The following is a 14,945-nucleotide window of genomic DNA, read 5'->3' on the forward strand; positions in this document are numbered from 1 at the left end:
CATGGACAAGGTGCTTTATGAAAAAGACGGGCGGATTGCCCGCATCACCCTGAATCGGCCCGATGTGCTGAACGCCATTGATGACGAGGTGCCGCATCTGCTGGCCGAGGCGGTCGCGCGGGCTGATGGCGATGACGGCGTGCATGTGATGGTGCTGTCCGGCGCAGGCCCCGCATTTTGCGCAGGCTATGACCTGACCTATTATGCCGAGGGCAATGGTGCGGGGGCGGTGACACAGGACATGCCATGGGACCCGATCAAGGACTACCAGTTCATGTGGTCCAACACGCAGGCCTTCATGTCGCTGTTTCGCGCGTTAAAGCCGGCGATTGCCAAGGTGCATGGCGCAGCCGTCGCGGGTGGGTCGGACATCGCGCTGTGCTCTGACCTCGTGTTCATGGCGGAAGATGCGCAGATCGGCTACATGCCTGCGCGTGTCTGGGGCTGCCCCACCACGGCGATGTGGGTCTACCGGCTGGGGCCGGAACGGGCAAAGCGGATGCTGTTTACGGGTGACAAGGTTACCGGAGCGGAAGCGGAGGCCATGGGGCTGATCCTGCGTGCCGTACCCGCAGATCAACTGGACGCGGAGGTCGAGGCCATGGCCGACCGCATGGCGCGGGTGCCAATCAACCAGCTTGCGATGCAAAAGATGGTGATCAATCAGGCGATCGAGGCGACGGGTCTGATGAACACCCAGCGTCTCGCCACGATTTTCGATGGCATCACACGGCATTCACCCGAGGGGCTGAATTTCAAAGCGCGCGCCGAAGATGTGGGCTGGAAGCAGGCCGTGCGCGAGCGCGACACAGGCAGCTACGACTGGACGCTGGATCGTCCCATCAACACCACACGACAGGACTGACATGGCACATGGATATGACAGCGGTCGGCTGAACCTGCCCTTTGTCGGCATCTCGACCTTTGGGAAGCGGCCCTATGTGGAGGACTGGAGCGCGCTGGAGGCGGACGTGGCCATCCTTGGCGCGCCTTTTGACGCGGGCACGCAGTGGCGGTCGGGCGCGCGGTTCGGGCCGCGCGCGGTGCGCGAGGCGTCGACCCTGTTCAGCTTTGGCCATGCCGGGGCCTATGACCACGAAGACGACGCCACCTACCTGCCCGAAAGCGTGCGCATCGTGGATATGGGTGACGCCGACATCATTCACACAGACACCGAAGGGTCCCACGCCAATATCGAGGCCGGTGTGCGCGCCGCCCTTGCCGCGGGCGCCCTGCCCGTCACCATCGGGGGCGATCATTCGGTTAACATTCCTTGCATCCGCGCCTTTGACGGACAGGGGCCGATCCATGTGTTGCAGATCGACGCGCATCTGGATTTCGTCGATGAGCGCCACGGTGTGCGGCACGGTCATGGAAATCCGATGCGGCGCGCGGCCGAATGCGGTTACGTCACCGGGCTGACCCAAGTGGGCATCCGCAATGTCAGTTCCACCGCCAAAGAAGGTTATGCAGATGCCCGCGCCATGGGCTCGGACATCCTGTCTGTTCGTCAGGCCCGCGCATTGGGGCCAAGAGCCGTGATCGACCGCATCCCTGAAGGCGCTCGGCTCTACGTCACGATCGACATCGACGCCTTCTGCCCGTCCATCGCGCCCGGCACCGGCACACCCAGCCATGGCGGGTTTCTGTATTACGATGTGCTGGAGATGTTGCAGGCCGCCGCCCGCCGCCACGACATCGTCGGCATTGATTTGGTCGAAGTGGCACCGGACTACGACCCCACGGGCAGCACCGCGATTCTGGCGGCACAGGTTTTGATGAATTTGCTGGGTTTCATCTTTGACGCGCGCGCAACGGCATAGGGCGGAGGGGGCGCTGCCCCCGCCCTACGGGCCCCCCGGAGTATTTTCCAAAGAGAAGAAGCAGGGCAAGTGGCGCATCAGGGCGGACCTGTGTCGCGGTTTGACTTTTCCTTTGCCGCCATGGGCCTATGCTGGCCGCAAGCAGAAATGAGGCGTTCATGAGCACCGATCCCCTTGTGGTTTTCACCCCGTCCGGCAAGCGCGGGCATTTTGCCGTGGGGACCCCGATCCTGACGGCTGCGCGGCAACTGGGCGTGGATCTTGACAGTGTCTGTGGCGGCCGGGGCATTTGTTCAAAATGTCAGATCACGCCGAGCTTTGGCGAATTTCCCAAACACGGTGTGACTGTGGCGGATGATGCCCTGTCTGCATGGAACAAGGTCGAGGAACGGTACAAATCAAAGCGCGGGCTGATCGATGGTCGCCGCCTTGGCTGTCAGGCGACCGTGCAGGGCGATGTTGTGATTGATGTGCCGCCCGAAAGTCAGGTGCACAAACAGGTTGTGCGCAAGCGCGCCGAAGTGCGCGACATCATCATCAACCCCTCCACCAAGCTGTTTTATGTGGAGGTGCAAGCGCCGGACATGCACGACCCGTCGGGGGATCTGGAGCGGCTGGTGGCGGCGATCGAACAGGACTGGGCCGTGACCAACATCCACGCCGACCTGCACATCCTGCAGGCCCTGCAACCGGTGCTGCGCAAGGGCGACTGGAAGGTGACCGTCGCGGTGCATCTGGGCGACAACGAAAACGCGCCGCGCATCATGCATGTCTGGCCCGGCTATTACGATGGCACGGTCTACGGGCTGGCGGTCGATCTTGGCTCGACCACCATCGCGGCGCACCTGTGTGATCTGGCGACGGGCGAGGTTGTGGCCTCGTCCGGCCTGATGAACCCACAAATCCGCTTTGGCGAAGACCTGATGAGCCGGGTCAGCTACGGCATGATGAACCCCGGCGGCGCGGACGAGATGACCGTGGCTGTGCGCGAGGGGCTGAACGCCCTGATGACCCAGATCGCAACCGAGGCCGCGATTGACAAGACGCTGGTGGTGGATGCGGTGTTTGTCTGTAACCCGGTCATGCACCACCTTCTGTTGGGCATCGACCCGTTCGAACTGGGCCAGGCGCCCTTTGCGCTGGCCACGTCCGACGCGCTGCGGCTGCGGGCTGACGACATCGACCTGAACATTCACCCCTCGGCGCGTGTCTACCTGCTGCCCTGCATTGCGGGCCACGTCGGCGCGGACGCGGCTGCGGTTGCACTCAGCGAGGCGCCGGACAAATCCGACGACCTTGTGCTGGTGGTCGACGTCGGCACAAATGCCGAGATCCTGCTGGGCAACCGCGACAAGGTACTGGCCTGTTCCTCACCCACCGGCCCTGCCTTTGAGGGCGCGCAGATCACCGCCGGACAGCGCGCGGCACCGGGCGCAATCGAACGGGTCGAGATCGACCCGGTGACCAAGGAGCCCCGCTTCCGCATCATCGGCGTGGACCTGTGGTCCGACGAAGAAGGGTTCACCGAGGCCGCCGCAGGCAGTGGCATCACCGGCATCTGCGGGTCGGGCATCATCGAAGCCATTGCCGAGATGCGGCTGGCAGGTTTGCTGGACGCCTCGGGCCTGATTGGGTCGGCGGCGCAAACGGGCAGCGACCGCTGCGTGCCCGACGGGCGCACACAGGCCTATCTTCTGCATGACGGCACTGCGACGGGCGGTCCGCGCATCACCATCACCAACCCGGACATCCGCGCCATCCAGATGGCCAAGGCAGCACTTTATTCCGGCGCGCGCCTCCTGATGGACAAGTTTGGCGTCGACACGGTGGACCGCGTGGTGCTCGCCGGGGCCTTTGGCGCGCATATCTCGCCCAAACATGCTATGGTGCTGGGCATGATCCCGGACGCCCCCCTCGACAAGGTGACCTCCGCAGGCAACGCGGCGGGTACTGGCGCGCGCATCGCCCTCTTGAACCGCGACGCGCGCGGCGAGATCGAAGAGACCGTGCGCCGCATCCACAAAGTCGAAACCGCGATCGAGCCGCGGTTCCAAGAGCATTTCGTCAACGCCTCGGCCCTGCCCAACAGCGCCGATCCGTTCCCCATCCTGCGCAGCATCGTGAACCTGCCCGAGGTGAGCTTTAACACTGGCGGCGGCGAGGACGGTGGCCGACGGCGGAGACGGCGGGCGTGAGGTGGCTGGCGGCCCTCTTTGCGCTGATATCCGCGCCTGTGCTCGCGCAGGCGGTGATCCCAAGAGCCGAAGGTGACGCCGCCCTTGCCGCTGCGCTGGCACAGCCCGGTCTGATCGTCGATGGCGTGGCCGTATGGCCCGTGGATTGGGACCGCGCCACGCCCACTGACCTGCTGGTGCAGGTGGTCTATGCCTCTGCCACGGGGGGGAACGCGACCGATCTTGAATACCGGATCGTGACACCATCACCCGACGGTCCCATCCTTGGCGCGCCCTTTGATCTGCCCGGCGATGGCATCAAAGAGGTGCAGACCCACCCGCAAGGCGCCTTGCTGACGCAATATGTCTATCGCGCCGGTGATCCGCGTTGTTGTCACTCGGGCCTTATCAGCACCATCCTGAGCCGGGGCATCCCGTGACGAATCTCGACCAGCAAGCGTTCTGGACCGACTCTGCCGGTCCGGCATGGGTCGCATTGCAGCGCGAAATGGACACGCTGTTGGCCCCGGTACTGGATGTGGTGATGACGCGTGCCAAACCCGGCGTGGGCGAACGCGTGCTCGACATCGGCTGTGGCACAGGCGATAGCGTGGCGCGGATTGCGCAGGCGGTCGGGCCGTCCGGCCATGTCACGGGTCTCGACATCTCGGAAACGATGCTGCGCCACGCCCATGACCGGCTGGGGTTTCTACCGCAGGCGCGCCTGCTGCTTGCCGATGCACAAACACACCGGTTCGAGCAAGGCTACGACGTGATCCTGTCGCGGTTCGGGGTCATGTTCTTTGACGACACCGCCACCGCATTCCACAACCTCTGGTCCACGCTGCTGCCGGGTGGGCGCATGGTGCTGGCTGCGTGGGGGGCCGCACCGGACAATCCGTGGTTCATGGAACCGGCCGCCGCTGCACGCGACGTGCTGGGCCCGGTGCCCAAGGTCGACCGCACCCTGCCCGGCCCGTTTGCCTTTGAGGATGCGGACGGTGTGCTTGCCACATTGCGCGGCGCTGGCGTCACGGACCCGACCGTTGAAACGCTTGACCTGATGCTCACACCGCACGGGACACTGGCCGATGCCGCGGAACTGTGCTGCCACATCGGCCCGGCGGACAGTGCGCTGCAGTACCACGAGGCCGACGCCGAGGGCAAAGCCGCCGTCAAGGCGGCCATTATCGGCCGATTTGCCAAGTTTGACGGGCCCAATGGGATACACATTCCGGCGGTGATCCATGTCTTTGAGGCGCGCAAACCCTCTTGACGCCCCAAGCCCGCTTGCCTATCCAGACGCCTCAGCGCGCGGGTATGGTGAAAAGGTATCACGGCAGCTTCCCAAGCTTTAGTTACGGGTTCGATTCCCGTTACCCGCTCCACACTTACCCACCTATAACATCCTGTTTTTATGACTATTTTTTAAGGCAGATGGACAGAAATCTTTCGTCGGTAGGTTGCCCACATGGGAAAAATCAGGAACAGAATTGAAGGTTCGGGACATTGAGTCCCGCAGAAAGTACCGCAGGTGTCAGCTTGAATTCAATTCGTGCAGCCATTGAACACGCCCGACTTGCGAGAAAACACCTCGAGGACGCCCGCCGCGAAGTGGGCACAGAGGCCGCGCGAGAAATGGCAATTGAACTGGTGGCCGAACTAGAGCGATTGGCCGCCGGGAAACCCCAGAAATAATTTCGAACACATATTGCACTTATGGGCGCGCGCCCATATGTTCCAGTTATCGAAACGGGACAAACAGGTCCCACAGATTGGAGATATTCGATGAACCTGCACGAACAACTGCGCCCTGAGAATGCCCGGAAAATCACTGTCAAAGGTGGCCTGGCAACATTCTACACGTACACCAACGGACGCGGGCAGCCTTGCGTAATGATCCTGAAAGGCCGCAGCCGCAAGGCAAAGCAATTCTGGTTTCGCTCTGACGCACGCCGCAGCGAATACATCGCACAACAAGTCCAGTCCATCTTAGCACGCAAGAGCGCGGCAGAGGAACGCCGCGCGGCCCGAAACAAGCCCCACAATTTGGAAACCGGCATTATTCTCTACACCAATTGGGGTTACGACCAGACCAATGTCGAGTTCTACGAGGTGATCGACGTCCCGTCCAAATGCTACGTGATCCTGCAAGAAATCGGTGCGCCTTTGGTCCGGGGCGAAGAAAGCTTCATGTCAGGCAACAAGTTCCCTGACCCCGAATTGAAAATGGGCGAACCGATCAGGCGCAAAGTCGATATGTCTGGCACCCGCCCAAGCGTCAGGATCAACAGCGTTGTTACCGCGTGGATCTGGGACGGTCAGGAAAAACTGTCGAGTTGGTACGCCTAAACACCGGGGGCATCAGCCCCCGACTTTCTCAACTTTTCTTTGTCGATTATACTTGCAAATATGGGCGTGCGCCCATATATTAATGTCATCGACAGGGACAACAGGTCCCACGAATGAGAAAAGGAGATTGTCGATGAAAACAGAAATCATCATCCCGAAAAATGACAATGACGGTTCCGACAACGGTGCGTTGATCGAAACCACCATTGCCAGCATGTGCAGCCTCTACGGCGGTGCCACAGTGTACGCCGCACAAGGATACTGGAGCAATGAAGCCGGTCGCCTGTTTCGCGATGATGTTGCCGTTATCGTCAGCGCCGCAACCGACAAGGCCGCAGCGCAAAAAGAACTCCGGGCACTGGCCCGCGACATTCTCAACGCCACGGACCAAGAGGCAGTGTTTCTGTCGGTCGGTGGCGATGCTGAGATTATCGAGTAACCAAGCAGGGGCGGCACCGCCGCCCCTCACCCACCCCCATCGAAGGATGAACAAATGCCTGTTGCAATTGTCATGTCAAACGGATCGGCAATCCCGGCGGTCCTCAGCGAGAACACCGAAAGCGCGTTGCTGGATGCCCTGCGCAACCTGTCTGACGCACCTGCACTGAAAACCGCCCATGAGGCGCGTCAATGGCTACAAAGCCTGCCAGCACCGTCCGGGTGGTTTGGTAGCCCAACAGAGGCGCGGGCACATGTTCAGCGGATGCACGAACCCGTTCCGGCCCCCAGCGGTGACGAAGTGCGTCACGCGCGCGAAAGCCTGTCCATGTCCAGGGCGGACTTTGCGACAGCGCTCGGCTTCGGCGGGAACACCAACACGCGCCACAAATTGATGCACGATATTGAGGTCGAGGCCGTGGATCGCAAGAGCGGCAGGCAGCGAGTTCTGAATGCGCAGGCAACTATGCGGATGCGGGCACTATTGTCCGATGCGAGCATCGATGCGGTTAAGAGCCACGACTGAACGGCCCTTAACCCTCCTTTAGTGAACAGTTTTCTTGCGCGCATCATGCACGACGAACATGCGGCAAAAACGGCTGCGCTTATCTTCAAACTCCGGCTCGCGACCCAGCTTGCGAAAAAACGCACGGCACTGCGCATCGGTTGCCGGACGCATATCGCATGACACTGACGCCTCGCAGTGGCCGTCCGGCCCCAGCGTCACAATGAAGGTTGTGTTCCCCAACTCACCCAGAAAGCTGCGCGTCCCGGGCGGCGCACAAGGGGGCGTGCCAGCGTTAGGATCTACAAGATGCATAACGCCGGATAGGTCAGCTTCAATCATAACGGCTCCCCTGCATTTGCGATGATCTCCACATCATCGACTGAGAATTCATCTTGGTCACGGCGGATTGAGCGAACCTTTGATGGATCGCCGCCAAGGCGAACAATCTCCGCACGATACCCGCGCAAAACCCCGTCCATATTTTGCAATGCCTCGCGCTGGCGCGTGATCACTCCGACAAGCTGCTTGCGAGAAGGATTACCCACTGGACGGCTCCCTTAGATTAACTGTGACTCTGCAAATTCTTGGGAGGCCGCGACGACACGTTGGCCAGTGCTGTATCGCATCCACCATGTGTGGTCGCATCCCATGCAAACTGCGCTGAACTTGTTTACGGAGTACCCCGCGCCTTCGTTGCCGCCCGTCGCTACCACAACCCCGTTCTCAAAATGAGTGTACGCAGGGACCTCGAAGTATTCATGTGCCGTCAAGCTGGTGCTCCCGCACTTCGGGCATTTAAGCGCCATCGCCAAGACCCTCCCTTTCTGATCCGGTGAAAGTGAAATCATCGAGCGCTTCCTCGACTGCCGATTGAACGGTTGCAACAATCTCAGACCGCATCCGCTTGGCCAGCTTTTGGGCCTGCCGGGCTGGATGCTCCAATGTAGGTATGACGCCATCCTGCAAATCTACCTGCCTGCGCAATTCACGCCAAACTGCGTCACATGCCGCGCCGTGCTTGTCTGACGCAGAAAGGACGTCGCACCGCCACTCGGGGCCGCTCTCAGCCGCTATGGCCATGCGCGCCAGGGCCAAGAGACGTATGTGATCGTCTTCTATATCCGCGATGGATTCAGGCACTTATGGCTCCATTTTGTGAATGTCAGCCACCCGCTGCCAGACAGCCCCAATGCCACCGCATTCGGAACACCCCGCGCCCAGATAACAGCCGAAGGTCTTTGAGTATGGATAGTCGCCCGTTTCAGCGCCTTGATTGGTTGAGTGGCAGCCGCTGCACGAATACCAGAACCCATCGTCAGCTTCGATACCCTCCAGCTTGAAATCAGTCTGCACGCTCGGGCCGCCGTGCTGATTGACTAGTTCTTTCAGTGCGGCGCTTAGCATTACGCCCAGCCATTCGCGGCGCTGTTCATCTTCTTCGCCTTCGCGCTGATGCAAAACCAAAGCAAAGCTCTGCACACCGATTGTGAGTGTCGGTTCGTCAAACAGACCATGTGCTACAAAATGATGGCCGTAGCGTTCAATCGCGTCGGAGTGGCGCTCCATGATTGAGGTCATGTCACCCATCGAACGGCTCCTTTAGTGAACAGTTTTCTTGCGCGCATCATGCACGACGAACATGCGGCAAAAACGGCTGCGCTTATCTTCAAACTCCGGGTCGCGACCCAGCTTGCGAAAAAACGCACGGCACTGCGCATCGGTTGCCGGACGCATATCGCATGACACTGACGCCTCGCAGTGGCCGTCCGGCCCCAGCGTCACAATGAAGGTTGTGTTCCCCAACTCACCCAGAAAGCTGCGCGTCCCGGGCGGCGCACAAGGGGGCGTGCCAGCGTTAGGATCTACAAGATGCATAACGCCGGATAGGTCAGCTTCAATCATAACGGCTCCTATTCTTCTGTCTCGATTTTTCCCCGCGACTTACCGCAGAGGTTTTTCAGATAGTCCCGCGATACCGGGTGCCCGACCAGTTGTTCTGCACCCGCCTGCACGTCCTTCAACTTCATGTACTTGCCGTCAGACATGGGATTGCACCACCACCCGCAGATGATCGAACGGTGTTCAGGCTTAGGGTCAGGATACTTTTTCGGCCTGCCCCGGTTCTTCTTTTGCTTAGCTGACGGGCGACCTGTCGGCTGAACTGCCTCAGCGTGAAAAACCGCCTTCTTTTCTGGGGTATCATACATGGCCGGCATATGCCCCGGCAGCTTGATAAGCACACCGGCCACCGCACACAACGTCAACCACTTCTCCCGCTCTTTGGCCCGGCCCAACACTCGCGCGTGAGCCATCAAAAGCGTGTCGCCCTCGCGCAGCGCTTTTGCCTCGAACATCTGCATCAGCTCTGATTTCTCGAACTCGATGATGCGGTCGTTCACGCCCTCCGAAAAGACGGCGCGTTGCTCCGATACGGACCCAACTTTGGGGTCGCGAGAAAGAATCGCACGATATGCCACACGAGCTTGTAAGCATTTTTACCCACTTTTCCAAACTTTTACCCATTTTCTGTATTTTTGGGTAAAAATCAAGGTTGAAGTGGGTAAATATATGCTCTATTTCTGGGTAAAATTCGAACCCAACTAGAGGACCGACTGATGATCAAACTTTCTGATTTGAAAGCTGGCGACACCATCACACTGGATGAAGGCTTTACCTGCCTAGACGCCGGAGACCACACCGTCCTAATGAACGACACGGGACCCTGCGTCCGTTGCTCGGAGGGGCTTCACTACCTTGATGCGCAAGAGGACATGCAGGGCGATCTTGTCGGCGTCATTGCGCACAAGCCCGCCAAGCGAGTCGGCCACATCTGAGAAAGGACCAGTTCTAGGCATCCGTCCGCACGACAATCTCGATGCCTGCCCCGACCGACAAGGAAAGCCCGACTGTGCCAGACATTCGGTACGCGGACATAGGAAGGGGGCGCTGCGGCGAAGAAAACGGGGCCTGTGCCGGGCCTCAAGATACCCCGCAGGGAAAGCCGTAACTGGAACGGCAGGCAGAGACACAAAGAAAGGACCCTCTACAGATCAACTCAAAATGTTCTGTTGTCATGCCGCGCCCGGTAAATTGAGTTCCAGGGATTGAAAAGTCCAAAAGTTCGGCCAGGATTATCTCATTGTTAATAAAAGGTTTTAAGCTTGACACCCCAGTGAATTTGGCCAGGTCGCTACTATCCGCGTTGGCAATTGATCTAACTGCACTTCGCAAAGAAATGACCGTCATTCGCGCTCCAGCCGGTATCCAACTCCGCGAACGGGCGTTATGGTCCACCCCATCACCTTTGCACTATCGCGACAGCGCGCCATCGCCTTTCGGAGCGCCTCGACCCCCTCACAATCAGAGCCGCGCACTTCGTCAAGGCTGGCGTTGAGCGCGTCCCGATCAACGGTATGACCGCAAGATTGCAAAAGCCGCCGCAACAACGCGGCGGGCGTCTTGGTTAAGCCGGTAGCGTCGATGATAACAGCTAAATCAGCCAGAAGGTTTGCCCGCTCAAAACTGAGCTGACTGGCCAGTTCGTCCGGGGTCATGCCGCTGCGCTTCTGTCATCCACAGCGCCAATAGACCGGCACCACGCGTCGATGATCTCAAGATCTGTACCAGTGGGCGCAACGTCCCAATACATGACGGCCGTGTGGTTGCCATTTGAGTAACGATTGGTTTGCCCGCTCCGCCCCCCCCAACACAGAGTACCCGCTGCGCCCGTTCCTGTGCGTGTTGTCGTAGCTGACGGCACGGACACACCGTTCGCGCGCATTCCGTTCGCATCGACATAGTTTGCGTGGATTGTGTAACCGCCCGCCGCACCCGGCAACGCGGTGATGAAATCAGGCTCATATTCCTGCGCTGTGATCAGGCGCTGGCCGTTTTCCCCGATGTAAAAATCTGTCTCACCGGACCTCGACAAAATAGTGAATGTGCGGTTGTCGAGGTCCGCCTGCACCGCAGTACCCCCGTCAGAAACGCGACCCACCGCCAAAAGTGCCCCGGCGGCGGTGCCTGAAACACCGGACGCCACCAACATGATATTGTTTTCGTCGTTGCCCCAGCAGAACCGCCGCCCCTGGAACACAATGCCTTTCACAACTCCTTCCGGCGTGGAGGCGGCCGCGACAACCCGCGCAAATCCAGTGCCTTCCGGGGACATTGGAATGCCACTTCCCATTTGACAAGGTAGCGACGTAAGCCAAGCACCATCGTTGTCGGCCGCCGACATCATGGCCGCGGCGTCAGGTTCGCCGTTTCGGACGCCCGAAGTCAGAAATGAGATATCCGCCGATTGTGTCGTATTGCTCACAGTCATGGCGGGGCCGGTATAATCCGGGTTCAAACGGTACATCGAATAGCACCGGGCTGGCTTGTTTGTCAGATTGCCGATGAAATCAATCCAAGACTTAGGGGCTTGGTCACGCGACTTTGCAACTCCCACGACCTCATGGGCGCGCGTGCCAATCTTGCGCAAACCAATGTTGCCGAAGTGGATATCTTCGGTGCTGTGCTGATCTACCGGGTCGCCGGGACCCTCGACATAAGCGGCATTTGGCAAACCCTGCGACAGGCTTGAGATTGCAGCCGCGATTTTCGGGCTGACAACCGAACCAGAAAACGACCACGGCGGCGGTGCCGAATTGAAAATGAACGGCATGTCCGGTTGCCCCCACGCGGCACGAAAGTCTTCGATGTAGCGGGCGCTCAGGTCGACCAGATCATGGTACTCCAATCCAGTGTCGTTTTCGTTGCCGATCTTGCCGAACGCAATGTCCGGCAGACGCGTCATGCCAGGGAACTCCGCCGCGATCAGGTCCGCAACCTGCGTGACGGTTTGCGGGTTTGTAACGTAGAGATAAATTGCGCCTCCCACCTTGGCGCCTGTGCTGCCGCTCCCATTGACGAATGCCGGGCCTACGCCGTCTGGGTGCAATGGGCCGAAATCACCTGTGCCGTCTGCCTTCAAACCCATGCCGCCAAACCCTTCGGAAATCGCGGCGACGTGCAACGTCCCTCCGTTTTGGGCCGTGTAGGCCGCCTGCAATTCGCGGATCAGGTTCGGCACCGCATTGGTCGTGATGCTGACGGAGCCGCCCATGCGCGGAAACGGTTCCTCAGACAAAATCGGCTCAAGGACAGGTAGGCCTGTGCCGTCTGGATCATTGATGTTGACCCAGTATCCATTGGCAACCGTATCCTCAGGCGTCCGCGTCGCGAGTGGATCGTCATCGGCACCACCCTGGTCGTTTGAGGCGCCTTTTATGTGGGCCAGCATGACGGCGTCGCCGCTCACGGGTGGACCGCCGCCGGAAAAAAGACCCGTGGCATAGGGCGACAATCCCGCGGGCAGGACGGGACTACGCATGGTCAACAACGACCTTGGAAACCGGATGCATCCGACCGATCATATACAGGTTCGGTCCGGCTCCGTGCGCGATTGCAGACGCTTCAACGTCGCGTTCGCCGGTGCCCGCCGTGTACATCACACCGGAATCGTAGTCGTTTTCGGTATTGCCGCGGAACACCTCCACGGCTCCTTCCGTGACGGACCATTTGATGACTGCGAACGCGCCATCATTCATCTGGACGGTCTCGCCAAACGCGACCGACAAAGGCTGCTGATTTCGGGGCATGTCTATCTCCTGCAATGGTATAGTTTGTCTGACCGGCCACGCGGGCCGGGTGTCTGTCGTGGTTTCAGGTGGATCGGCGAAGTCAGTTCTTGGGCGTTTTCCAGTGCCGCACCCAAGGATCGTTTCGCAGGCTTGCGGCGACGTTGCTGGTCGGATCAAAGATGCAGATCCAACCAAGAACACCAGCCGTGCCAACGTTAATGATCAGTGCAGGCGTCGGCAGCGCTCCACTGCTATGCAGAAGAAAGTCCAGCGCTGCACCTGCGATCATCAATCCGAAAACAGCAACTAGGACGGGCCGCCCTCGCAAAACTTGCAACAGCGAAAACACCACAGCGACCACCGCCAAAAGGATGCGGGACGCGTCAGCTACCAGTTCCATCAGCCTTTCCTTTCACTTGCTTGATGACAAGGTTCAGCCCAAGCTGGAGTAGTGCCAGCCCGCCGAACCCAACGACCATGGCGCTGACCTTTGTCCAATCTTCGGCCATACCCCCCATGAAACGGGCAATGGAACCGGCGAAGGCGTCAGCGGCGGCCTCCGCAAAAACGATGGCAACCAACAACGACACAAACGCCTCGAGGATACCTTTGGGTCTGATCGTGACAGCCGACGCGGCCCAGCCAATAAACCCATAAAACGCGTGTGACATTTGCTCAGGTGCCAACCCAAGCGATTCCCAGATGCTCATTATTGCCTCCTATTGTGCGCCTGCCGCGAACCCAGCGCGCAGTTCGTCGTACCAAGCCGCACAGCGGCGAATTCGTTCGTTTTGACTTGTCAACGCGTCGTCAAATTTCAGCACGGCGCTGTCGAGCCGATCGCGGTGTGAGACACCCGCGCCAAGGGTTTTTCGGCAATCGCTTGGATAGTCCGGCAGTACCTGACTTTGGCGAGCCTGTGCCTCGCGTTGCGCCGCCTGCGCCAATCGCGACGTGTCAGTTGGACCGCAAGCGGCGCAGCAGATCATCATCGACCACACCGTCAGGATTGACGTCTGTTTCATGCTCAAATGCCTCCAAATCAGCTTCAAAGCGTCGTGCTTCGCCCTCTGCGACTGCTGCGCGCTCCTGCAGATTTTCGTTCGCCGCAGCCGCAGCCGCGAGGCGTGCCTTCAACTGCGTCACCTCAGCCTCTGCCGCGCGCAATTCAGCTTCTTTCACAACGCCTTCCATCGCCTTGGCGACCGCTGCGGCCTTGTCCAGCCTGTGCGCACCCCAGAGGCCCGCAATTACAAACAACAAAAGCGCCACACGCACCTTTAGACCAAGAGGCGGGCGAATAAGGTTCAACAGCGCCAGCACGTCACACCTCGTTGACCGTGGTGCGTATCCCCACTGTGTCTGCGTGGAACCGGCGATCAGATGTCTGGTGGCCAAGTGGCCAGCGGGCCTGCAAAAAGCGCGTTTTTGCAATGCGCGACACCGTCACCGCATTTGATTGGTTTCCGCCTAAGACATGAAAGTGTGTATTGTCTTCGGCATGGTAAAACCCGACGTGCCCTTTCCACCCCTTCTTACTTCCACGCCAAAACACCAGCACCGCGCCAAACTGTGGGGGGCACGCGCGCCCAAATTTCATCCAGTTGCGCGCACCCAAAGGGTTCTCCGGCAAATCAATGTCGTGTTGCCACTGACGGAACGCGGTCGCGACAAATGCGCCGCACCACGGAATTTCTCGCGGATCAATCCATGCGACTGAACGATCGAACCATGCGCGCAATACTCCAAGATCCCGTGCCTCGTGCAATCCGCGAACGTGAGCGGCCTCAAGCATCCACGGTAGCGTGCTCCGCCCGTCTATGGCGCTCTTTGCACCAAACAAAGCGTCATAAGTCAGCGGGCCAAGATATGGCCGCGCACGCAAGCCGATTGACCTCTTAAAGTCAACGATTGCCGCGTCGGTCAGCGGACCGCGGAGGCCGTCAATCGCACCACCGTAAAACCCAAGACGGGCAAGCTGGTGCTGAACCATGATCCAGTCAATGTCCATTTCAGTCTCCAC

The 14,945-nt window shown here is 59.7% G+C and carries 19 protein-coding genes and 1 tRNA gene; 10 read left to right on the forward strand and 10 right to left on the reverse strand.

The window, feature by feature from the left end:
- The first annotated feature begins 1 nt into the window (after position 1).
- The 9 genes from Q1A85_RS06625 (at position 2) to Q1A85_RS06665 (ending at position 7,313) form a co-directional block, all read left to right on the forward strand.
- The gene (locus Q1A85_RS06625) at positions 2-865 is read left to right on the forward strand and encodes a crotonase/enoyl-CoA hydratase family protein (RefSeq protein WP_299686637.1); all 864 of its coding nucleotides are present in this window, start codon (positions 2-4) and stop codon (positions 863-865) included.
- Position 866: 1 nt separating this feature from the next.
- On the forward strand, positions 867-1,823 hold the full coding sequence (gene speB, locus Q1A85_RS06630) for an agmatinase (RefSeq protein ID WP_299686639.1): 957 nt from the start codon (positions 867-869) through the stop codon (positions 1,821-1,823).
- A gap of 158 nt (positions 1,824-1,981) precedes the next feature.
- Positions 1,982-4,018 (forward strand): ASKHA domain-containing protein, encoded by a 2,037-nt coding sequence (locus Q1A85_RS06635; RefSeq protein WP_299686641.1) that lies wholly within the window; start codon positions 1,982-1,984, stop codon positions 4,016-4,018.
- Complete coding sequence (locus tag Q1A85_RS06640) at positions 4,015-4,437, forward strand: hypothetical protein (RefSeq protein WP_299686643.1); 423 nt, start codon at positions 4,015-4,017, stop codon at positions 4,435-4,437. The genes Q1A85_RS06635 and Q1A85_RS06640 overlap by 4 nt, the downstream gene beginning before the upstream one ends.
- The gene (locus tag Q1A85_RS06645; RefSeq protein WP_299686645.1) at positions 4,434-5,273 is read left to right on the forward strand and encodes a class I SAM-dependent methyltransferase; all 840 of its coding nucleotides are present in this window, start codon (positions 4,434-4,436) and stop codon (positions 5,271-5,273) included. The genes Q1A85_RS06640 and Q1A85_RS06645 overlap by 4 nt, the downstream gene beginning before the upstream one ends.
- 38 nt (positions 5,274-5,311) lie before the next feature.
- Positions 5,312-5,385 (forward strand) — tRNA-Gly (locus Q1A85_RS06650).
- A 400-nt stretch (positions 5,386-5,785) separates the two neighbouring features.
- The gene (locus Q1A85_RS06655) at positions 5,786-6,349 is read left to right on the forward strand and encodes a hypothetical protein (RefSeq protein ID WP_299686647.1); all 564 of its coding nucleotides are present in this window, start codon (positions 5,786-5,788) and stop codon (positions 6,347-6,349) included.
- A gap of 133 nt (positions 6,350-6,482) precedes the next feature.
- Positions 6,483-6,788, forward strand: coding sequence for a DUF3574 domain-containing protein (locus Q1A85_RS06660; RefSeq protein WP_299686648.1), 306 nt, complete (start codon positions 6,483-6,485; stop codon positions 6,786-6,788).
- 54 nt (positions 6,789-6,842) lie between these two features.
- Positions 6,843-7,313: a hypothetical protein gene (locus Q1A85_RS06665; RefSeq protein WP_299686650.1), complete on the forward strand. Its 471-nt coding sequence runs from the start codon at positions 6,843-6,845 to the stop codon at positions 7,311-7,313.
- A 317-nt stretch (positions 7,314-7,630) separates the two neighbouring features.
- Here Q1A85_RS06665 and Q1A85_RS06670 read toward each other — a convergent pair whose 3' ends face one another.
- The 3 genes from Q1A85_RS06670 to Q1A85_RS06680 all read right to left on the reverse strand — a co-directional run bounded on the left by Q1A85_RS06670 (position 7,631) and on the right by Q1A85_RS06680 (position 9,694).
- On the reverse strand, positions 7,631-7,840 hold the full coding sequence (locus tag Q1A85_RS06670; protein WP_299686652.1) for a hypothetical protein: 210 nt from the start codon (positions 7,838-7,840) through the stop codon (positions 7,631-7,633).
- 595 nt (positions 7,841-8,435) lie between these two features.
- Positions 8,436-8,882: a hypothetical protein gene (locus Q1A85_RS06675; RefSeq protein WP_299686654.1), complete on the reverse strand. Its 447-nt coding sequence runs from the start codon at positions 8,880-8,882 to the stop codon at positions 8,436-8,438.
- Between the two features lie 323 nt (positions 8,883-9,205).
- Positions 9,206-9,694, reverse strand: a complete 489-nt coding sequence (locus tag Q1A85_RS06680; protein WP_299686655.1) for a hypothetical protein — start codon at positions 9,692-9,694, stop codon at positions 9,206-9,208.
- Positions 9,695-9,910: 216 nt separating this feature from the next.
- Here Q1A85_RS06680 and Q1A85_RS06685 point away from each other — a divergent pair, with 216 nt between their 5' ends.
- Positions 9,911-10,129 carry a hypothetical protein gene (locus Q1A85_RS06685; protein ID WP_299686656.1) on the forward strand — a complete coding sequence of 73 codons (219 nt, stop codon included), beginning with the start codon at positions 9,911-9,913 and terminating at the stop codon, positions 10,127-10,129.
- Between the two features lie 408 nt (positions 10,130-10,537).
- On the opposite strand, the gene Q1A85_RS06690 is transcribed toward Q1A85_RS06685, so the two are convergent.
- From Q1A85_RS06690 to Q1A85_RS06720, 7 genes are all read right to left on the reverse strand, one after another.
- Positions 10,538-10,849 (reverse strand): helix-turn-helix domain-containing protein, encoded by a 312-nt coding sequence (locus Q1A85_RS06690; protein ID WP_299686658.1) that lies wholly within the window; start codon positions 10,847-10,849, stop codon positions 10,538-10,540.
- A complete protein-coding gene (locus tag Q1A85_RS06695; protein WP_299686660.1) occupies positions 10,846-12,672 on the reverse strand; it encodes a hypothetical protein in 1,827 nt (608 codons plus the stop codon). The genes Q1A85_RS06690 and Q1A85_RS06695 overlap by 4 nt, the downstream gene beginning before the upstream one ends.
- A complete protein-coding gene (locus Q1A85_RS06700) occupies positions 12,665-12,940 on the reverse strand; it encodes a hypothetical protein (protein ID WP_299686662.1) in 276 nt (91 codons plus the stop codon). Before Q1A85_RS06700 ends, Q1A85_RS06695 begins: the two co-directional genes overlap by 8 nt.
- A gap of 82 nt (positions 12,941-13,022) precedes the next feature.
- Entirely contained in the window at positions 13,023-13,322 is a 300-nt protein-coding gene (locus Q1A85_RS06705; RefSeq protein ID WP_299686664.1) for a hypothetical protein, read from the reverse strand.
- Positions 13,306-13,632: a hypothetical protein gene (locus Q1A85_RS06710; RefSeq protein ID WP_299686666.1), complete on the reverse strand. Its 327-nt coding sequence runs from the start codon at positions 13,630-13,632 to the stop codon at positions 13,306-13,308. The genes Q1A85_RS06705 and Q1A85_RS06710 overlap by 17 nt, the downstream gene beginning before the upstream one ends.
- Positions 13,633-13,879: 247 nt before the next feature.
- Positions 13,880-14,245: a hypothetical protein gene (locus Q1A85_RS06715; protein WP_299686668.1), complete on the reverse strand. Its 366-nt coding sequence runs from the start codon at positions 14,243-14,245 to the stop codon at positions 13,880-13,882.
- 1 nt (position 14,246) lies between these two features.
- Complete coding sequence (locus Q1A85_RS06720; RefSeq protein WP_299686670.1) at positions 14,247-14,933, reverse strand: peptidoglycan-binding protein; 687 nt, start codon at positions 14,931-14,933, stop codon at positions 14,247-14,249.
- Positions 14,934-14,945 lie beyond the last annotated feature (12 nt).

This window comes from uncultured Tateyamaria sp., assembly GCF_947503385.1.
Classification (GTDB): domain Bacteria; phylum Pseudomonadota; class Alphaproteobacteria; order Rhodobacterales; family Rhodobacteraceae; genus Tateyamaria.